Origin of the sequence: Streptomyces sp. NBC_00162, assembly GCF_024611995.1 — a bacterium.
Taxonomy (GTDB): Bacteria; Actinomycetota; Actinomycetes; order Streptomycetales; family Streptomycetaceae; genus Streptomyces.
Genome location: NZ_CP102509.1, coordinates 6,543,112 through 6,562,942 on the forward strand (window position 1 = coordinate 6,543,112; position 19,831 = coordinate 6,562,942).

Here is a 19,831-nt window from a genome sequence, read left to right on the forward strand (position 1 = left end):
GACGGTACTGGTGCAGAACATCCGTTGCACGGTCAAGGTTCCTGGCGGCTACCACTGCTGACTGAGTGAAAATACGACCGGTGCCTCCGTACGGGTGGCCCGTGGGGACGTACGGGTGAAGGACGCGGGTCGATACCATGCCCGGCAGGCACGCGTACGACACACGGGGGAAGCAGTTGTTCGGCATAGTCAGGCCCTGCACGCACAGGCTGGGCGAGCGGTTCAAGGCGGAGTGGATGGCCCATCTTTGCGGGCTCTGCCTGGCACTTCGGGGTGACCACGGACAGTTCGCCAGGATCGTCACCAACTACGACGGGCTGCTCGTCTCCGTTCTGACGGAGGCTCAGTCCGGTCCCGCCCCGGGCGCCCGGCGCACCGCCGGGCCCTGTCCGCTGCGCGGGATGCGCACCGCCCCGGTGGCCAACGGCGAGGGCGCGCGGCTCGCCGCCGCCGTCTCGCTCGTGCTGGCCTCCGCGAAGGTACGGGACCACGTGGCCGACCGGGACGGGCTGTTGGCCCGCGCCCCGATCGCCGCGGCGGCCCGCAAGGTCGCCCGCGGCTGGGACCGGGCCGGCGCCCGCACCGGAGCCTCGCTCGGTTTCGACACGGCGGTGCTCGTCGACGCCGTGGACCGGCAGGCCGGCATCGAGACGCTGGCCGGGCTCGGCACGCCGGTGCTCGTGGTGACCGAGCCGACGGAGACCGCGACGGCCGCCGCCTTCGCTCATACCGCGCAGCTGGCCGGACGGCCAGGCAACGCCCCCGCGCTCGCCGAGGCCGGCCGGTACTTCGGGCGGCTCGCGCACCTCCTGGACGCCGTGGAGGACCAGGCGGCGGACGCCTCGGCCGGGGCCTGGAACCCGCTCACCGCCACCGGGACCTCGCTGACCGAGGCCCGGCGGCTGTGCGACGACGCGCTGAAGGGCATCCGGCTCGCGCTGCGCGAGGCCGAGTTCGCGGACGCCGGGCTCGCCCACCGGCTGCTGGTGCACGAGCTGCGGACCTCGGTGGACCGCGCCTTCGGGACCAGCAGCTGCGGGCACGTGGGCACGAACGCCGCCGGGCAGGGCGGCGGCCCGTACGCGGCCGGACCGCACGCGAGCGGCCCCTACGCGGCCGGACCGTACGCGAGCAGCCCGTACGCGAACGGGAACCCCTACGGCGGCAACCCCTACGCCCCGGGTACTCCCCACGCGCCGGGCGGGCCGGGGATGCCGCCGCCGCCCATGGGTCCCGGTGGCGGTGGGGGCGGCGGCCGGCCCCCGCAGAAGCCGCGGCGCGGGCTGCTCGCCGGGTGTGCGGTGGCGATCGGGCTCTTCTGCACCTGCCAGCTCTGCTGCACCGAGCACGAGGGCCCGTGGTCCCGGGAGAAGAAGCAGCCCTGGTGCGACAACTGCGACTGCGGCAACTGCAACTGTGACTGTGACTGCGGCTGTGGTGACTGCTGCTGCTGTCCCTGCGACGGCTGCTGACCCCTTTTCAGGCCGAGAACCCTTCACGACGCGCAGGTCCGGACGGCGTACCCCACGGTTCCCGGCCAGACCCGCGTGGAAGGGGTGAGCGGCATGAGCGATGACGCAGACGATCCGCCCGCCGACTGGCGGAAATGGCACGAGCGACGGGTGGCCGCCGTGGCCGCCCCGTACGGGCCCCTCGCGCTGATCGGTACCAACTGGCTCGCCGATTACCCGGAAGGTCGAATTCCGGCCGTTCCGGGGCGCTGGCGCACGACCGACGCCGGAGTGGTGCTGACCGCTGCCGCGGAGGACTCCGTTCATCTCGACGGAGAGCCCTTCACCGGTGACGCCGTACTCGCCGCCGACGAGGCCCCGCCCGCGCGCTCCCGGCTCTCCGCCGGGCAGACGCGGCTCATCGTGATCCGGCGCGAAGGGCAGTGGGCGGTACGCGTCTTCGACCCGGACTCCGAGGCCCGCCGGGCCTTCGCCGGGATGGAGGCCTCCCCGTACGATCCGGCCTTCAGGCTGCCCGGGCAGTTCTGCCCGTACGGGCAGGACCGGACCGTCCAGGTGGAGAACGCCGACGGGCGGGCGCGCGGGCTCGGCCTCGGCGGCGAGCTGCGCTTCGCCTTCGAGGGCGTGGAGCACACCCTCCAGGTCGCCGTGGGCGAGGAGGACGGCGGCCTCTGGGTCGTCTTCGGAGATGCCACCGGCGGACGCTCCAGCTACCGCTTCCGTTTCCTGAAACCCGGCATCCCGGCCGAAGAAGGCCGGATCACCGTGGACTTCAACCGGGCCCTGCTGCCCCCCTGCGCCTTCGCCGACCACTTCATCTGCCCCTTTCCGCCGCCCGGGAACACGCTGCCCTTCGAGGTGGCGGCGGGGGAGCGGCGGCTGAAAGGCGCCCTTGCCGACCGGTAACAGACGCCACGACACTCCCGACAGTGCTTGTCAGGGGCACGGCACAAAATATGTGTCATCCGTGCCCTGACTGCGCCTCACGGGCTCCGGCACCCCCACGACCGCCGGGCCCCCGACCCTCTCGGAGGACGAGAAGTGAGGATCAAGAGCATCACCCGTACCAGGCTGCTCGCGGCGGCCACCGGCCTGGCCGCCGTCGCAGCACTCGCCGCCCCCACCGTGGCGAACGCGGACCCACAGGACGGCGGATTCAGCGCCGAGCGTCTGGCCTCGGCCGGCGCGTCCGTCCTGCGCGCCGACGTCGCGGGCACCGCCTGGCACACCGACCCCGCCACCGGGACCCTCGTGGTCACCGCCGACTCCACCGTCTCCGCCGCCTCCCTCGCGAGAATCAAGCGCGAGGCCGGAGCGGACGCCGGGGCCCTGCGCATCGAGCGCACCCCGGGCAAGCTGAGCAAACTGGCCTCCGGCGGCGACGCGATCTACGCGTCGAGCTGGCGCTGTTCCCTCGGCTTCAACGTGCGCAGCGGCAGCAACTACTACGCCCTGACCGCCGGGCACTGCACCGACGGCGCGGGCACCTGGTGGACCAACTCCGCCCGCACCACCGTGCTCGGTTCCACCACCGGCTCCAGCTTCCCGACCAACGACTACGGCCTGATCAAGTACGCCAGCAACTCGCCGGTCCCCCCGGGCACCGTCGGCAGCCAGGACATCACCAGTGCCGTCAACGCCACCGTCGGCATGTCCGTCAAGCGGCGCGGCTCCACCACCGGCATCCACAGCGGCTCGGTGACCGGCCTCAACGCCACCGTCAACTACGGCGGCGGCGACATCGTCTACGGCATGATCAAGACCAATGTCTGCGCCGAACCCGGCGACAGCGGCGGCCCGCTCTACTCGGGCACCCGCGCCGTCGGCCTCACCTCGGGCGGCAGCGGCAACTGCTCCTCGGGCGGAACCACCTACTTCCAGCCCGTGGTCGAGGCCCTCAACGCCTACGGGGTCAGCGTGTACTGACCTTGCGGGCGGGTAGGAGACCCGCCCGGCCTGCGGCACAATCGTGAGCCCCCGCCCAACTCCTGGGCAGGGGCTCACTCTTGTGGAAATGAGACGGTGGCATGAGCAGTGCACCTTCCGGGCGGGGAGGCCCGTTCTCCGACACCCAGCGGCGCATCCGGCGCAACCGCTGGCTGTTCACGGCACCCCTGGTGCTGCTGTGCGTACTGGCCGTCGTCCTCATATGGGAGATCGTGCGCGGGAACATACCCGAAGCCGCCCGGACCCACTGGCCCTGGCGGCTCCAGCTGATGAGCGCAGAACCGCTGGCGAGCCTGCTGGCCGTCGCCGCCGGCGCTGTCCTGGCACGGGCCCAGTACTCGCGAGCGATCCGCCCGGTGCTCGGGTGGCGGTCCGAATTCGAGCCTGGGCTCCTCCCGGGTTCCGGGAAGGCCTGGAAGGTGGGCATCCTCAACGGCGGCCAGAACAACGCGGTCCTGGAGCAGGTGGACTACCACCTGGTGATGGCAGGGGATCCGGTCGACGGACCGGACTCGGGAGTGGAGTGGATGGGCCTGACCGCCCTCGGTGAGCAGTTGGCCGACGCGGGGCTGCGGGCCGCCGTCGACTTCCGGATCCTGTACTTCGGCGGTGGATACCCGATGGTGGCGACCGGTTCGCACGAGACCATCCCGGTGGGAGTGTTCTCGAAGCGGTTCATCGACGAAGTGCACGCGTTCTACATGCGCATCCGGGTCACGGACGGCGTAGGGGACACGCACGAGCGCATCATCGACTGCCTCAAGGGCGCTCGGGAATCGGTGGTGGCGCCCGTGGAAGAGGAACCGCCGGTCACAGAAGCCAGTCCAGGGCTTCCGGCAGCGCGCACTGAGCCGCGAAGTGGCCCGCCCCCGGCTTGAGTACGGCGGTGCGGTTCGGGACGTGCCGGCTGAGCCAGCGGAAATGCCCCAGGGGTGAGAAGGCGTCCTGGCCGCCGCGCCAGAGCAGGACCCGTCCGGGGATCGAGGCGGGATCGAACCCCCAGGGCCGGCAGAAGGCCAGGCTGTCGTCCAGCCAGCCGTAGGCCGAGACGCGCAGCGACTCCCGGTAGTTTTCCAAGATCGACTGGCGCACCCGGCCGTCCGCGACGACCCGCAAGTCGTCGTCGGCGAGTTCCTTCCGCAGCTCTTCGAGCAGCCGGCCGGGATCTCGGCTGATCGCCGCCGCCCGGGGAGTGAGCCGGCGCTCCAGCGCCGCCGGATCGGCGACCGCGAGGCGGAAGTGCTCCACGTTGTGGGGGGTCATGCCGCCGAACCAGTCGAGCCCCGTCCCGTCGCTCGGCGCGAGGCTGGCCAGGGCAGCCGTCCCCGTCACCCGCTTCGGGAGCAGCGCCGCGCAGGCCAGGGCGTGCGGACCGCCCCCGGAGCGGCCGACGACGGCGAAGGTGTCCACGCCCAATGCGTCCGCGACGGCCGCGGAGTCGTGGGCGGCGTCGGCCACCGTCCGCCCCGGGGCCCGCTCGGAGTCCCCGTAGCCGGGCCGGTCGTAGGCGAAGAAGCGGACGTCCGGACGGATCTCCGTGATGTCGCGCAACGCGCTCCCGAGCCGGCATCCCGGCATTCCGTGGTGCAGGAGCACGGGCACCCCGTCCGGCGCCCCCCAGACCTCGGCCACGATCAGACGGCCGTCTTCTGCCTTCACCTCGACGCGCACGACACCTCCGCGGTCTTTCGGCTTCCTGCCGATGTCCCTAGTCTCATGACGACAGCTCTTTTGATGGAAACACAGCCACGACCCGGAGGGGGACCCGTGACGACCACTCAGAAGCAGCAGCCCGCAGTTCTGCCAGTACGGGAGGAGGGCGGCGGCCGGCCGTCACTGGCCTCGCTCACCGCCCGTGGCGCGGAAGCCGATCTGCGGATCGCCCGGGTGCTGCCCGCGGCGGCCGCTCCCGGCGGCCCGCGGACGGTCACCTTCAACTCCTCGCTCTGAGCACGGGCGCACCCGTCGCGATGGAGCCCGCCGGGGCCGGTGCCTTACCGCTCATCCCGTTCCGCGAGTTCGTGGTCAAGGTGCACAGCAGATGCGATCTCGCATGCGACCACTGCTACATCTACGAACACGCGGACCAGAGTTGGCGGCGGCGGCCCGCGGTGGTCTCCGACGCGGTGGCGGAGCGCATCGCGCAGCGGCTGGCCGAGCACGCGGCCACCCACGGCCTGCCCTCGGTGACCGTCATCCTGCTCGGCGGCGAGCCGCTGCTGGCAGGCCCGGTCCGTCTCCGGACGCTCTGCGAGGCGCTCACCCGAGCCCTCGACGGGGTGAGCGCACTCGATCTGCGCATCCACACCAACGGGCTGCGGCTGAACACCGCCTTTCTCGACCTGTTCCGCGAGTACGGGGTCAAGGTCGGAGTGTCCCTCGACGGCGACCGCGCGGCCAACGACCGGCACCGCCGCTTCGCGAACGGCCGTACCAGCCACCCCGGGGTCCTCAAGGCGCTCGGACTGCTGCGGCAGGACCGCTACCGGCACCTGTACCAGGGACTGCTCTGCACGGTGGACGTGGAGAACGACCCCCGCGCGGTGTTCGACGCGCTCACCGCGCTCGAACCGCCGCGCATCGACTTCCTGTTGCCGCACGCCACGTGGGAGACGCCCCCGGCCAGGCCCGACGGACGCCCCGACGCGTACGCCCGGTGGCTCCTGCGGGTCTTCGACCGGTGGGAGGCGCGGGGCAGGCCGGTCCCCGTCCGGATGTTCGACTCCCTGCTGAGCACCCTGCGGGGCGGGCCGAGCCTGACCGAATCGCTCGGCCTGGCGCCCACGGACCTGGTCGTCGTCGAGACCGACGGCACCCTTGAGCAGGCCGACTCGCTGAAGACCGCTCACGAGGGCGCGGCCGCCACCGGTTTCGACGTCTTCACCCACACCTTCGACGAGGTGGCGGCCCATCCCGGCATCCGGGCCCGCCAGTCGGGCCTCGCGGGCGTCAGCGCCGCCTGCCGCCGGTGCCCCGTGGTGCGCTCGTGCGGCGGAGGCCTCTACGCACACCGCTACCGAGCCCCGAACGGCTTCGACAACCCCTCCGTCTACTGCACCGACCTGCGGGAACTGGTCGACGGGGTCGAAGCGCGCACCGCCCGGGCCGCCGTCGCGCCCGAGAGCGCCGATCCCGCCGCGCTGTCGGCCTCCCAGCAGGAGCTGACCCGGGTGCTGCTGGCCCGGCTGCACGCGGATCTGGCGGATCTGGCGGGCTCAGGGGGCGAGGGCTGGCAGCGCTCCTGGGAGCTGATCACGGCCCTCGAGGCCGAGGCGCCCGACGCGCTCGATGCCGTACTGGACCATCCGTACACGCGCACCTGGCTGATCCGTGCCCTGCACGCCGTACGCCGGGGACGGCGGCCGGACGAACCGGTTGCCTTCCGGCTGTCCGCGCTGGCCGCGGCGGCCGCGGTGCGGGGGCGGCTGGAGGCGACCGTGAGCGTGGTCCATCGGGGCGGTGAGCTGTACCTGCCGACGCTGGGGCTGTTGCGCACGGGCCGTACCGAGGTGGGGATCAGGGCCGCCAGCGAGGGGTTCCGCGTACGGGAAGGCAGTACCGAGCGGCGCTTCGGGCGTTTCGAGGAAGACCCCGGGTGGCAGCCCGTACGGGTCTGGCCGGGAGCCGGGGCGGACGCGCCGCCGATGGCTCTGGACGACCTGGACCCCTACCGCGACTGCTTCTCCCGGACGCCCAGGACGAGGCTGGACGGAGCCGAGGCCGGGGACTGGCAGCGTCGCCTCGGCGCCGCCTGGGAGCTGCTGCACCGCACGGTGCCGGGCCTCGCGCGGGAGACGGCCGCCGGGCTGGGCACGCTCACACCGCTCACCGGTCCCGGTTCCGGTTCCGGTTCCGGGAAGGCGGGGCAGTGCGGGCCCGGGGCGCTGGGCGTGCCCTACGCGGCGGACGTACGCCGGACCGCGCTCGCGCTGCTCACCGGGCGGCGCCGGGCCGGGCTCCGCGAGCTGACCGAGGTGGCCGACCTGTACGCGCTGGACGGGGAGTGGCTGCACGAGTCCCCGTGGCGGGAGCGGCCGGTGCCGGTGTCGGAGCTGCTGGCCGATGCGTACGTGCGGGTGGCGGCGGAGGAGTACCGGCGGTCGGAAGGCCCCGTCGGTGGCGCCGGCCCCGGCGACGGCGATGTGATCAAGCGTGCGCTGGACCGGCTCTCCGGCGCGGCCGAGCTGACCGTGAGCGGCAAGGCGGTCGTCGCGCGACTGCGCCGGGAGTTCGAATCGGGAGCCTGAAACGGGAATGCGGAAGGTTGGCGAAGGGCCCGTCCGGGGCGCGAACCCCGGGCGGGCCTTTCGCGCGTGCGCCAGGCCTGCGTGTGGTTACGCGTGCGGCTACGTGTGCGGGACGAGGAGGGCCGCCGCCGAGCGGGCCCGCTCCAGGGCCCCGGCGCGGTCCGCGCCGCGCTGGCCCAGCACCACCCGGGTGCTCAGCCCGTCCAGCAGCGCGAGCAGTTCCGAGGCCCGGGCGGGGACGTCCATGGGGGCGAAGCGGCCCTGGTCCACGCCCTTGGCCAGCAGGGACTCCAGGTCCTGCTGCCAGCTCTCGTCGATCTCCTCCTGGGCCGCCTTCAGCGGTTCGTTGGAGGCCGTACGGGCCCACAGCTCGATCCACAGCGTCCAGCGCGGGTCGCGCGGGCCCTCGGGGAGGTAGAGCTCCAGGAACTGGTCGAGCTTGCGGGCGGCCGTCAGCCTCCGGCCGAGCAGGGCCCGGCGCTCGCCGGTGAGCAGCTCCTCGCTCCAGCGCAAGGCCTCCAGCAGGAGCCGGTCCTTGCTGCCGAAGTAGTACAGGATGTGGCCGCCGCTGGTGCCGAGCCGCTCGGCCAGCGCGGACATGGTGAGCGCCGCCAGCCCGTTCTCGGCGATCGCCGCCATGGCCTCTTCCAGCATCCGCTCCTGGGCGATCCGCCCGTCGCGCCGCCGTGCTGCTCCCGCCACCACTCCCGCCCTCCGGATCTTCCTGGCCAGACCCTATCCCGGACAGGGTCTTGACGGGATCCCGGTGCAGCCCGCATCTTGAATGCCATTCAAGAACTTAGAACGTCGTTCAAGATCGCTCAAGGTCAGGGGTACGTCATGGGACAGCAGGAGACAGCCGACGTCGACGAGGTGTTCCGGGTCGAGACCCACGGGATCGACCCCATCCCCGACGCCGAACGCCACGGCAGCGCCAAGGACCTCTTCTGGCTCTGGTTCGGCTCCAACCTCACCTTCACCTACGTGATCAACGGGGCCCTGGCCGTGGCCTTCGGGCTCTCCTTCTGGCAGGCCGCCGCCGTGGTCGTGATCAGCGGACTGTCCTTCTTCGCCGTCAGCGCCGCCGGGCTCAGCGGCATCCGCACCGGCACCGCCACCCTGGTCATCTCCCGCGCCGCGTTCGGAGTCCGCGGCAACTTCCCGGCCGGCGTCCTCAACTGGGTGGTGAGCATCGGCTACACCATCGTCAACACCGTGGTCGGGACGCTCGCGCTGGAGGTCTTCTTCGCCGAGGTCGGGCTGGGAGGCGGGCACCTGGTACGCGGGCTCGCACTCGGCGTCACCCTCGCGCTGACCTTCGCCGTCGCCATGTGGGGACACGCCACCGTGCAGTTCGCCGAGCGCTGGATGGCCTACGTCCTCGCCGCCGGCTTCGGCGTGCTGCTGGTGTTCGTCCTGCCCGGCGCCGACACCGCCGCCCCGGCCGCCGCCCCCGGACTGTCCGGCTGGAGCCTGGCCTTCGTCGTCATGCTCGCCGGGCCGTTCTCGTACCTGCCGATGCCCGCCGACTACACCCGCTACCTGCCCCGGACCACCTCCCTGAAGTCGATCACCTGGATGGGAGCCCTCGGCGGCTTCGTCTCCTCCGTGGCCCTCGGCGTCGCGGGCGTCGCCGCCGCCACCCAGACCGACATGACCGACGCCGTCGCCGGGGCCGAGAGCCTGCTGCCCGGCTGGTTCCAGCCGCTGTTCCTGGCCCTCGTACTCGGCGGATCGGTCACCAACTCGATCATCACGCTCTACTCCTCCAGCCTGAACCTGCAGGTCCTCGGCATCCCGTGGAGCCGTGCCCGGGCCATCGTGATCAGCGCCGCCGTCACCGCGCTCGGCTCGCTCGCCGCGCTCTTCCTCACCGACTTCACCACCTCCCTGCTCTCCTTCCTCTCCCTCCTGATCATCGTGTTCGCGCCCTGGGGCGGGGTCTTCCTCGCCGACATGCTGCTGCGCCGCTGCCGCTACGACGCCGACGCGCTGCACACCGGGCGCGAGGGCGTGTACTGGTACCGCGCCGGCTACCACCCGGCCGGGGCGGCCGCCCTGCTCGCCGGCATCGTCTTCGCCGCCCTGACCTGCGACTCCGAGCTGTGGACGGGCCCGCTGGTGGCCCCTCTCGGCGGCGCCGACCTCACCCTCCTCGGCTCGGTCGTCTCCGCGCTCACGTACTGGGCCCTCGTACGCCGCGTCTCGTCGTACGTCCCGGCCGCCTGAACACAACGCCCTACGCAATGGAGCACCCTCACATGGCACGCCGCCCCTTCCCCGCCGACCTGCTGCTCACCGGAGCCCGGATCCACACCGTGGACCCGGAGCTGCCCGAGGCCGAAGCCCTCGCCGTCCATGACGGGGTGATCGTCTGGGTCGGCCGGGACGCCGAGGCCGCCGCCTGGGCCGGACCGGACACCGAGCGGATCGACGCGAGCGGGAAGCTGGTGCTGCCCGGCTTCATCGACGCGCACAACCACGTCCGGCTCGGTTCCGACGAAGCCTGCGTGCAACTCGCCGGGGTGCGCAGCCTGGACGGCATCCACGCACGGATCCTGGCCTGGCGGGAGGCCCACCCGGACGCCGAGTGGATCGAGGCCGAAGCCTTCGACTACTCCGCCATCCCCGGCGGACGGATGCCGGACGCCGCCGACCTGGACCCGGTCACCGGGGACATCCCGGCCATCGTGCTCTCGTACGACGTCCACACGGCCTGGCTGAACACGGCGGCCATGCGGCGTCTGGGCGTCACCCGGGACCGTACTGACCTGCCCTTCGGCACGGCGGCGGTGGACCCGGAGACCGGCGAACCCACCGGATTCGTCAAGGACTTCGCCGTCAAGGGGCTCTCGCGGGACGGGCACCGGGCGCTGCGTGAACTGGGCGTGCCGTGGGCCGCGCCGGACCGGCAGTACGGGCGGCTCGCGAAGAGCCTGGACGACGCGATCGGCTTCGGCATCACCACGGTGGTGGAGCCGCAGAACTCGCTCGACGACCTGGAGCTCTACGAACGCGCCCGGGCGGAGGGGCGGCTGCGCTCGCGGATCGTCGCGGCGCTGTTCCACCCGCGCGGCACGGGTGAGTCCGACCTGGCCGACTTCGAGGAGGCGGCCCGCCGGTTCTCCGGGGACCGGCTGCGGGTGGGCCCGCTCAAGCTGTACATCGACGACGTGGTGGAACCGCGGACGGCCGCGCTCCTGGAGCCGTACGCGGGCTGCGGCCACCACCGGGGCGAGACCTTCTACCCGGCCGAGGAGTTCGCGGAGCTCCTCGCCGGGCTGGACGCGCGGGGCTTCCAGTGCTTCGTGCACGCCACGGGTGACCGGGGCATCCGGACCGTCCTGGACGCGGTGGAACACGCGCGGTCGGTGAACGGCCCGCGCGATGCCCGCCACCAGGTGGTGCACGTGGAGTGCCTGGATCCGGCGGACGTGGAGCGCTTCGCGGAACTGGGCGTGGTGGCCTGCATGCAGCCGAGGCACTGCGCACCGGAGATCGCGGGCCCCGGGCAGGACTGGGCCGAGAACGTGGGCGAGGACCGCTGGCACAAGGCGTGGCCGATGCGGAGCCTGCACGAGGCGGGGGCGGTCCTGGCCTTCTCCAGCGACTGGAACGTGGCGGAGATGGACCCGATGATCGGCATCTACACGGCGGTGACCCGCCGCCCCCTGGCCGGCGGCGAGCCGTGGCAGCCGGCCGAGACGGTGGACGTGGAGACGGCGGTGTACGGCTACACGATGGGCTCCGCCTACGCCAACTTCCTCGAGGCCGAGCGGGGTTCCCTCACGGTGGGCAAGGCGGCGGACCTCGTCGTCCTGTCCCGGGACATCCTCTCCGCCCCGGCCTCCGAGATCCCGGGCACGGTCGCCGAAACGGTGGTGGTGGCGGGCGAGGTGGTCCACCGGACCGCCTGACGCCGCGGGCCGTGGTGATCACGTTTCCGGGTGTTCCTCGGGGGCGAGGAAGCGGCCGGTTGCGCAAGCCGGGAAGGCCCGGGGTGTTCACCGGGTTTCCGTCCCCTCGCCCGCGAACCGGGGGACGGACGGCGAGTCGTCGGGGAGCCCGCTGCCCACGGCGGCGCCCGGCCGGCCCCCGCGGAAGTGCGCGCAGGCGATCGTGATCGCCGAGCCGGCCGCCGCCCAGGCGGCCAGCACCAGCATCGGCCCGGTCATGTCGTTGCCCTTGAAGTACGTGATGGAGCGGGCGGCGTAGGTGCCGGCGCCCGGTGGCAGGGCCGGGCCGATGGCCTTCCAGAACGGCGGCAGCAGCGGGTACGGGTAGGCGCCGCCCGCGCTCGGGTTGCCGAGCACCACGATCAGCAGGATCGCGAGACCGATGCCGACCACGCCCGCCAGCCCCTGGAAGGCCAGGGTGATGGCGCCGACGGCGAAGACGACCAGGGTGCCCAGTCCCCACAAGCCCATGATCGGGCCGGGCAGCGCGCCCAGGACCGGGCCCGCGATGACCGCGCCGAGCAGGCCCGCGGCGATCGCGTACAGGAGCAGCGCGCCGAGCCGGATGACCGCGCGGTGGACGTTGGCGGGCCGGGCACCGGCGCTGATGGCGAGGATCGCGGCGCACAGGTAACCGCCCACGCACCAGCCGACGACCAGGTAGAAGGAGCTCAGGCCGCGGCTGTCGCCCTTGTCGGCCGGGGCCACGTCGGTGACCTGGACGGTCCGCCCCTGGGCCCTCTCCACCGCGCGGACGATCTCTTCGACGGCCTGCGAGAGGGAGGCCCCGCCGCCGGAGGCGACCAGCAGCCTGTCGGTCCGGCCGGCCGGGTCGATGATCAGCGCGCCGTCCACGTCCCGGTTCTCGATCAGGCGGATCGCGGCGGCCTCGTCCTCGGCCGTACGGGGGTCGAGCGGCTTGCCGGGCAGGGCGGCGAGCTGCTGTACGGACCGCTCGGCGACCGGTGCGACGGGGGCGGCCACGGCGATCGGGATCTCGCTGGGCTTCGGGTGGTGGAAGGCACCGATGTACGAGGTGATGAACGCGAGCTGGAGGACCAGCACCCCCAGGACCAGCAGGGCTGCCCGGATGGTCACGGCGTCCTTGATCTCGGCGAGGAAGCCGCCGGACGGACCTGCGTCGGTGCTCTCGGTGGGCTGGGTCATGCCCCCCACGCTCGGCGTGCGGGGGACGGCGCGCAGCAGGGGTGGGCCGAATGGATGATCTTCCCTGGGGGCACCTCCCAGCGGTAGCCGGGGGAGATCGAACAAGTGTTTCGCACGGATATTCGAATTGCTCTATGGTGGATGACGGGGGGAGGTTCATCGAGCGAAAGCAGGAGGCCGCGGGTGCCTGGTTTTACGCATCTGCACACCGTTTCGGGGTTCTCCATGCGCTACGGAGGCTCGCACCCGGAACGGCTGGCGGAACGTGCGGCGGAGCGGGGCATGGACGCCCTCGCCCTGACCGACCGCGACACCCTGGCGGGCGCGGTGCGGTTCGCGAAGGCATCCGCGAAAGCCGGGATCCGGCCCCTGTTCGGGGTGGACCTCGCCGTGGCGACCGCTCAGTCGCCTGCCGTGCCGCCGACCGTGCCACCGGCCGGTTCGCCTGCCGTTTCACCTGCCGGTTCGCACGGGGAGGGACCGGCCGGGGCTGGCGAGGCCTCGTACCGGCGGCGCAACCCCGTCAAGGGGGGTGCCTTCATCGACGAATCCGCTCCGCGCGCGGTCTTCCTGGCCCGCGACGGGGCCGCCGGATGGGCCGAGCTGTGCCGGATGGTCACTGCCGCCCACGCAGATACCGGAACCGGAACCGGAACCGGAATCGGAACCGGCCGGCCGGTGCTGCCCTGGAGCGCCCTGCGCGGAGAGGGCGTCCTCGTCCTGCTCGGCCCCGGCTCCGAGGTGGGGCGGGCGCTCGCCGCGGGCCGCCCCGACCGGGCCGCCCGGCTGCTCGCACCCTGGCGGGAGGTCTACGGCGACTCCCTGCGCCTGGAGGCCGTCCACCACGGCCGCACCGGCACCGGACCCGGCTCGCTCCGGCTGGCCGCCCGTACCGTCGGCTTCGCCGCCGAGCAGGGCCTCCCGGCCGTGCTGACCAACGCCGTCCGCTACGCCGACCCCGGCCAGGGTCCGGTCGCCGACATCCTCGACGCGGCCCGCCGGCTGGTCCCCATCGACCCCCGCGGCCCCCTCGACAGCGGCGAACGCTGGCTCAAGGCCCCGGCCGCCATGGCCGAGGCCGCAGACCGGATCGCCCAGGCCGCCGGACTGCGCCCCGCCGACGCGCGGCGCCTGCTCGCGGAGACCCGGCACGCGGCCGAGGCCTGCGCGGTGGACCCCGAGGACGACCTCGGCATGGGATCCGTGCACTTCCCCGAGGCCCGCCTCGTCGGCGCGGCCCACCGCAGCGCCCAGCGGGTCCTCGCTTCCCGCGCCTCGGCGGGCATGGTGCTGCGCGGCTACGCGGACGACCGCGCGTACTGGGAGCGGATGCACCACGAGCTCGACATCATCGCCTACCACGGCTACGCCTCGTACTTCCTGACGGTCGCTCAAGTCGTGGACGACGTGCGGGAGATGGGTATCCGGGTGGCCGCCCGCGGCTCCGGCGCCGGCTCCCTCGTCAACCATCTGCTCGGCATCGCGCACGCCGACCCCGTCGCGCACGGCCTGCTGATGGAGCGCTTCCTGTCCAAGCGCCGGCGCGTCCTGCCCGACATCGACATCGACGTGGAGTCCGCCCGCCGGCTGGAGGTCTACCGGCGGATCATCGGCCGGTTCGGCGCCGAGCGCGTCGCCACCGTCTCCATGCCCGAGACCTACCGGGTCCGGCACGCCATCCGCGACGTCGGCGCCGCCCTGTCCATGGACCCGGCCGTCACCGACCGGCTCGCCAAGGCCTTCCCGCACATCCGGGCCCGCGACGCCCGCGCCGCACTGGAGGAGCTCCCCGAACTGCGCGACGTACGCGGGGAGTCGTACGGCCGGCTGTGGGAGCTCGTCGAATCGCTCGACGCGCTGCCGCGCGGGATCGCCATGCACCCGTGCGGGGTGCTGCTCTCCGACGCCTCCCTGCTCGCCCGTACTCCCGTGGTGCCCACCAGCGGCGAGGGGTTCCCGATGTCCCAGTTCGACAAGGACGACGTGGAGGAGCTCGGGCTGCTCAAGCTCGACGTGCTCGGCGTACGGATGCAGTCCGCGATGGCCCACGCGGTCGCCGAGATCCGGCGCGGCACGGGGGAGGAGCTCGACCTGGACGACCCGGCGCAGGTGCCGCCGGGCGACCGGGCCACGTACGAACTGATCCGCTCGGCCGAGACGCTGGGCTGCTTCCAGATCGAGTCCCCGGGCCAGCGGGACCTGGTGGGACGGCTCCAGCCGTCGACCTTCCACGACCTGGTGGTCGACATCTCCCTCTTCCGGCCGGGGCCGGTGGCCGCCGACATGGTGCGGCCGTTCATCGAGGCCCGGCACGGGCGGGCCCCGGTGCGCTTCCCGCACCCGGACCTGGCCGACGCGCTGCGCGAGACGTACGGGGTGGTGGTCTTCCACGAGCAGATCATCGAGATCGTGAACATCATGACCGGCTGCGGACGGGACGAGGCGGACCGGGTGCGGCGCGGGCTGTCCGACCCGCAGTCGCAGGGGCGGATCAAGGTCTGGTTCGCGGCGAAGGCGGGCGAGCGCGGCTATCCGGTGGAGGTGACCGGCAGGGCCTGGGAGATCGTGGAGGCCTTCGGCAGCTACGGATTCTGCAAGGCGCACGCGGTGGCCTTCGCGGTGCCCACCTACCAGTCCGCGTGGCTGAAGGCGCACCACCCGGCGGCCTTCTACGCCGGGCTGCTGACCCACGATCCGGGGATGTACCCGAAGCGGCTGCTGCTGGCGGACGCGCGGCGGCGGGGCGTGCCCGTGCTGCCGCTGGACGTGAACCGGTCGGCGGTCGCCCATCGTATCGAACTGGTGTCCGATCCGGAGGGTGTGTGGGGGCTGCGGCTCGGACTGTCCGATGTCCACGGCATCAGCGAGGCCGAGGCGGGCCGCATCGAGGCCGGGCAGCCGTACGCCTCCCTGCGCGACTTCTGGGACCGGGCGCACCCGGGCCGACCGGTGGCCGAACGGCTGGCACAGGTAGGGGCGTTGGACGCCTTCGGTGCCAACCGGCGTGACCTGCTGCTGCACTTGACGGAACTGCACGGCGCGCAGCGGGCGGCCGGTGTACGCGGCCCCCAACTCCCCCTGGAGGGCGGCCGGTCCACGGCCTCCGTCGGGCTGCCCGACCTGACCGACGCGGAGCGGCTCAGCGCCGAGCTGGGCGTCCTCGGCATGGACGCCTCCCGGCACCTGATGGCGGACCACCACGCCTTCCTGGCCGAGCTCGGGGCGATCCCGGCGCGGCGGCTGCGCGATGCCGGGCACGGGCAGACGGTCCTGGTCGCGGGCGCCAAGGCGGCCACCCAGACCCCGCCGATCCGGTCCGGGAAGCGGGTCATCTTCACGACGCTGGACGACGGGACGGGCCTGGTCGACCTGGCCTTCTTCGACGACAGCCACGAGCGGTGCGCGCACACCGTCTTCCACTCCTTCCTGCTGCTGGTACGGGGCGTCGTGCAGCGGCGGGGCCCGCAGAGCCTGAGCGTGGTCGGGGCGGCGGCGTGGAACCTGGCGGAGCTGGTGGAACTGCGCGCGGCCGGCGGGCTGGAGGCGGTCGCGGCGCGGCTGGCCTCCGGCGACGGCAGGGCCGAGGGTGGGACCGACGGCGGGACGGACGGCACGGCCGAGGGTGGGACCGAGGGCGCGGCCCCGGCGGGCCCCGGCCGCCGGATCCGCATGTCCACGGGGTACGAGATGAACCCGTGGGCCGACCTCCAGCCGCCGGGCACCGGCCCCGCGACCGGGCGCAAGCTGTGGCACTCCAGCCCGGGGAGCGCGGGATGAGCACCGTGATGTGCCTGCGGATGCACCCCGCCGACGGGAGGCCGCTCGGGGCCCCGGAGTACGCCGGGGTGCTCGCGCTGCTCGGCGGCATCACCCCGGCCGTGCAGGCCCTGCCGCCCGACGCGGCCCTCGCCGATGTCCGGGCCGCGCTGCGGTACTTCGGCTGCGACGCGGAGCGGCTGGCCGCCGTGATCCGGGTCCGTGCCCTCGCCCTGTACGGCGTGGACGCCGCCGTCGGCGTGGCCGGCAACCCCATGCTGGCCCGGGCGGCGGCCCGCGAGGCCAGGCCCGGGGGGACCCTGGTGATCCCCGACGACCCCGCCGCCGTCCGTGCGTTCCTGGCCGGCAAGCCCGTCACCGCCCTCGACGGCGTCGGCCCCAAGGCCGCCCGCACCCTGTGCTCCTACGGCCTCGACTCCGTCGGCCGGGTCGCCGCCGCCCCGCCCGCCGCCCTGCGGCGGATCCTCGGCGCCCGGCTCGGCCGCGAGGTGCAGGAGCGCGCCCTCGGGATCGACCGGACCCCCGTCCGCCCGGGCGCGGCCGCCCGCGCCATCGCCGCCGAGCGGGCTTTCGACCGGGACGAGCTGGATCCCGTACGGCACCGGCGGGCCCTGCTCTCGCTGGCCGATGAGCTCGGCGCGCAGCTGCGTACGGTTCGTACACAAGAACAGGGCCGGGGCCAGGTCTGCCGCACCCTCTCGCTCACCGTCCGCTGCGCCGACCGCACCACGCTCACGCGGACCCGCACCCTGGCCGAACCCACCGCGCACTCCGCCGCCTTGACCGCAACGGCCTACGCCCTCTACGAGGCCCTCGGCCTGCAACGGGCCCGGGTTCGCGCGCTGTCCCTGCGGGCAGAGGAGCTGACCCCGGCCGAACGGGCCACGCGGCAGCTCAGTCTGGACCCCGAGGACGAGAAGGCCCGGCGCCTGGAAGCCGTCACGGACCGCGTCCGCGCCCGCTTCGGGCCGCACGCCATCGCCCGCGGCACGCTGGCGGCTTGACCGACGGTAGAGGATCGGGCAACGCACGAGTTTTTACCGACGCGTAACTTCCCTGTGTTGCTACTCACCCGTAATTTAGCGACAGCAGCGCCCCCTTGTGATCCGGATCACGGGACGAATCCCCACGCCCCATCCCCTTGAGTCGAACGCAAGGAGATCACACGATGCTGCCCTGGAGACGCCTGCTCCGCCCGCTGGCCGTCCTCGCCCTCACCGCCGCCGCGCTCGTCGCCCCCACCGGCACCGCGCAGGCCGCGTCCGCACCGAGCAGCGGCTGGAACAACTGGTCCTGCAAGCCGTCCGCCGCGCATCCGCGCCCCGTCGTCCTCGTGCACGGCACCTTCGGCAACTCCGTCGACAACTGGCTCGGCTTCGCGCCCTACCTCGTGCACCGCGGGTACTGCGTCTACTCGCTCGACTACGGGCAACTGCCCGGCGTGCCCTTCTTCAACGGGCTCGGACCCATCGACAAGTCCGCCGGGCAGCTCGACGTCTTCGTCGACAAGGTGCTCGCCGCCACCGGCTCCGCCAAGACCGACATCATCGGGCACTCGCAGGGCGGCATGATGCCGCGCTACTACCTGAAGTTCCTCGGTGGCGCCGGGAAGGTCAACGCGCTGGTCGGACTCGCCCCCGACAACCACGGCACCACCCTGCTCGGATTCACCAAGCTCCTCCCGTACTTCCCCGGGGCCGAGGACCTGATCAGCACCGCGACCCCCGGCCTCGCCGACCAGATCGCCGGATCCCCCTTCCAGCAGAAGCTGAACGAGGGCGGGGACACCGTGCCCGGGGTGAAGTACACGGTGATTGCCACCAAGTACGACGAGGTGGTGACGCCGTACCGGAGCGCGTTCCTGGACGGGCCGAACGTACGGAACGTCGTACTCCAGGACCTGTGCGTCCTGGACCTCTCGGAACACGTCACCATCGGACTCACCGACCGGATCGCCTGGCACGAGGCGCTGAACGCCCTCGACCCGGCGCACGCCGAACGGACCACCTGCGCCTCGGTCTTCGACTGACGAACGACAAGGCACAGGCGGTCCGATCGGTGAACCGCGACCTAGCGGCCGTGGCGGCTCGGCGTCGTCGCACGACGGCGGGCCACCGCGAACAGCACGGCCGCACCGACGGCCAGCACGCCGGCCCCGGCGATCGCGATCGCCGGGGTGGCGCTGCTGCCGCCCGTCTCCGCGAGGTTGCCGTTCTGCGGGGACGGGGTCGAGGAGACCGGGGCGGCGGCCGCGTTCCCGTTCGTCTTCGGGTCGTTGTCGCCGTGGCCGTTGTGCTCCACGGTGGACTTGTCGGCGCCGTCGGCGATCTGCTGGTCCGTCGGGGCCGAGGGCGCGTCGGAGGGCGCCTCCGACTGCGCGCCGGACGGCTTGGCCTCGCTGGGCTTGGCACTCGGCTTGGCGCTGGGCTTGGTGCTCGGCTTCGTGTCCGAACCGCCGTTGTCCTTGCCGAAGACCACGTCCGAGCAGGTGTAGAAGGCCTCCGGGCTGTCCGAGCGCTGCCAGATGCTGTAGATCAGGTGGCGGCCGGACTTGTTGGGGACGGTCCCGGAGAACACGTAGTCGCCGTTCTGCATCCCCGGGTCGGTGACCTTCGCGAACGGCGCGGGCTCCAGGTCCGACCACTTCAGCGGCTTCGCCGGGTCGTACCCGTCCTTCGTCACGTACAGCTCGAAGGAACCCTTGTGGGGGGCGGTCCCCTTGTAGCGGAAGGTGTGCGCGCCGGCCGTCATCGGGCTCGCGGGCCAGTCTGCGCGCGCCAGGTCCAGGCCCTGGTACTTGTCGTTGCCCGCCGAGCAGAGCTGGCCGTTCGGGATCAGCGACCGGTGGTTGCCGGCCGCGTTGGCGATGTTCACCGCGTTCCAGTCGTAGAACGCCTGCGCCCCGCTCGCCGCGACCGCCGCCTTGCACGCCGCGGACCGTGGGGACTCCGGACCCTCCGCGTAGCACGCCGCCACCCGGCTGACCGGGTCCGTCATCGAGCCATGGGCGGCCGCGGGAGCGGCGGCGTACGCGGCCACCGCGAGCGGGGCGAGGCCGGCGGAGGCGATACGGGTCAGCGTCACGGTACGGCGGCGTGCGGACATGGGTGGATCTCCTTCGGGCACAAGGCAGGGGTGCGCCAGCGGAATCGGAATCGGGCTCTGTGGCGCCGCCCCCCGGCGGCGCCACATCGGGCCCTTCCTGTCCTGGCCCCGCCAAGCTAGCCGCCCGGACCACGCGTTTCCCCGGGATCGGCCCCCGGAA

General features: G+C 73.0%; 15 protein-coding genes. 11 read left to right on the forward strand and 4 right to left on the reverse strand.

What is annotated here, in order from left to right:
• The first annotated feature begins 176 nt into the window (after positions 1–176).
• From JIW86_RS30340 to JIW86_RS30355, 4 genes are all read left to right on the forward strand, one after another.
• Positions 177–1,472 (forward strand): DUF5685 family protein, encoded by a 1,296-nt coding sequence (locus JIW86_RS30340; RefSeq protein WP_257559495.1) that lies wholly within the window; start codon positions 177–179, stop codon positions 1,470–1,472.
• 93 nt (positions 1,473–1,565) lie between these two features.
• The gene (locus JIW86_RS30345; protein ID WP_257556960.1) at positions 1,566–2,378 is read left to right on the forward strand and encodes a DUF1684 domain-containing protein; all 813 of its coding nucleotides are present in this window, start codon (positions 1,566–1,568) and stop codon (positions 2,376–2,378) included.
• 135 nt (positions 2,379–2,513) lie between these two features.
• Complete coding sequence (locus JIW86_RS30350; protein WP_215147301.1) at positions 2,514–3,398, forward strand: S1 family peptidase; 885 nt, start codon at positions 2,514–2,516, stop codon at positions 3,396–3,398.
• Between the two features lie 101 nt (positions 3,399–3,499).
• Positions 3,500–4,297: a hypothetical protein gene (locus JIW86_RS30355; RefSeq protein WP_257556961.1), complete on the forward strand. Its 798-nt coding sequence runs from the start codon at positions 3,500–3,502 to the stop codon at positions 4,295–4,297.
• Here the strand turns inward: JIW86_RS30355 and JIW86_RS30360 are convergent.
• The gene (locus JIW86_RS30360) at positions 4,230–5,090 is read right to left on the reverse strand and encodes an alpha/beta fold hydrolase (protein WP_257556962.1); all 861 of its coding nucleotides are present in this window, start codon (positions 5,088–5,090) and stop codon (positions 4,230–4,232) included. The genes JIW86_RS30355 and JIW86_RS30360 overlap by 68 nt on opposite strands.
• A gap of 96 nt (positions 5,091–5,186) precedes the next feature.
• On the opposite strand from JIW86_RS30360, the gene JIW86_RS30365 reads away from it, so the two are divergent.
• On the forward strand, positions 5,187–5,369 hold the full coding sequence (locus tag JIW86_RS30365; RefSeq protein WP_257556963.1) for a hypothetical protein: 183 nt from the start codon (positions 5,187–5,189) through the stop codon (positions 5,367–5,369).
• A 20-nt stretch (positions 5,370–5,389) separates the two neighbouring features.
• Positions 5,390–7,666: a radical SAM/SPASM protein FxsBH, inactivated beta-hydroxylase extension form gene (fxsBH, locus tag JIW86_RS30370; protein WP_257556964.1), complete on the forward strand. Its 2,277-nt coding sequence runs from the start codon at positions 5,390–5,392 to the stop codon at positions 7,664–7,666.
• Positions 7,667–7,765: 99 nt separating this feature from the next.
• Here fxsBH and JIW86_RS30375 read toward each other — a convergent pair whose 3' ends face one another.
• The gene (locus JIW86_RS30375; RefSeq protein WP_257556965.1) at positions 7,766–8,368 is read right to left on the reverse strand and encodes a TetR/AcrR family transcriptional regulator; all 603 of its coding nucleotides are present in this window, start codon (positions 8,366–8,368) and stop codon (positions 7,766–7,768) included.
• 138 nt (positions 8,369–8,506) lie between these two features.
• Here JIW86_RS30375 and JIW86_RS30380 point away from each other — a divergent pair, with 138 nt between their 5' ends.
• Positions 8,507–9,895, forward strand: coding sequence for a purine-cytosine permease family protein (locus JIW86_RS30380; RefSeq protein WP_257556966.1), 1,389 nt, complete (start codon positions 8,507–8,509; stop codon positions 9,893–9,895).
• Positions 9,896–9,927: 32 nt separating this feature from the next.
• Positions 9,928–11,583 carry an amidohydrolase gene (locus JIW86_RS30385; RefSeq protein ID WP_257556967.1) on the forward strand — a complete coding sequence of 552 codons (1,656 nt, stop codon included), beginning with the start codon at positions 9,928–9,930 and terminating at the stop codon, positions 11,581–11,583.
• A gap of 87 nt (positions 11,584–11,670) precedes the next feature.
• Here the strand turns inward: JIW86_RS30385 and JIW86_RS30390 are convergent, their stop codons facing one another.
• Positions 11,671–12,789: a DUF3533 domain-containing protein gene (locus JIW86_RS30390; protein ID WP_257556968.1), complete on the reverse strand. Its 1,119-nt coding sequence runs from the start codon at positions 12,787–12,789 to the stop codon at positions 11,671–11,673.
• Between the two features lie 141 nt (positions 12,790–12,930).
• Here JIW86_RS30390 and JIW86_RS30395 point away from each other — a divergent pair, with 141 nt between their 5' ends.
• From JIW86_RS30395 to JIW86_RS30405, 3 genes are all read left to right on the forward strand, one after another.
• On the forward strand, positions 12,931–16,566 hold the full coding sequence (locus JIW86_RS30395) for a DNA polymerase III subunit alpha (protein WP_257559496.1): 3,636 nt from the start codon (positions 12,931–12,933) through the stop codon (positions 16,564–16,566).
• Positions 16,563–17,570 carry a hypothetical protein gene (locus JIW86_RS30400; protein WP_416237619.1) on the forward strand — a complete coding sequence of 336 codons (1,008 nt, stop codon included), beginning with the start codon at positions 16,563–16,565 and terminating at the stop codon, positions 17,568–17,570. Before JIW86_RS30395 ends, JIW86_RS30400 begins: the two co-directional genes overlap by 4 nt.
• A gap of 164 nt (positions 17,571–17,734) precedes the next feature.
• Positions 17,735–18,595 (forward strand): esterase/lipase family protein, encoded by an 861-nt coding sequence (locus JIW86_RS30405; protein ID WP_257556969.1) that lies wholly within the window; start codon positions 17,735–17,737, stop codon positions 18,593–18,595.
• A gap of 41 nt (positions 18,596–18,636) precedes the next feature.
• On the opposite strand, the gene JIW86_RS30410 is transcribed toward JIW86_RS30405, so the two are convergent.
• A complete protein-coding gene (locus tag JIW86_RS30410; RefSeq protein WP_257556970.1) occupies positions 18,637–19,671 on the reverse strand; it encodes a lytic polysaccharide monooxygenase in 1,035 nt (344 codons plus the stop codon).
• Positions 19,672–19,831: the final 160 nt, after the last annotated feature.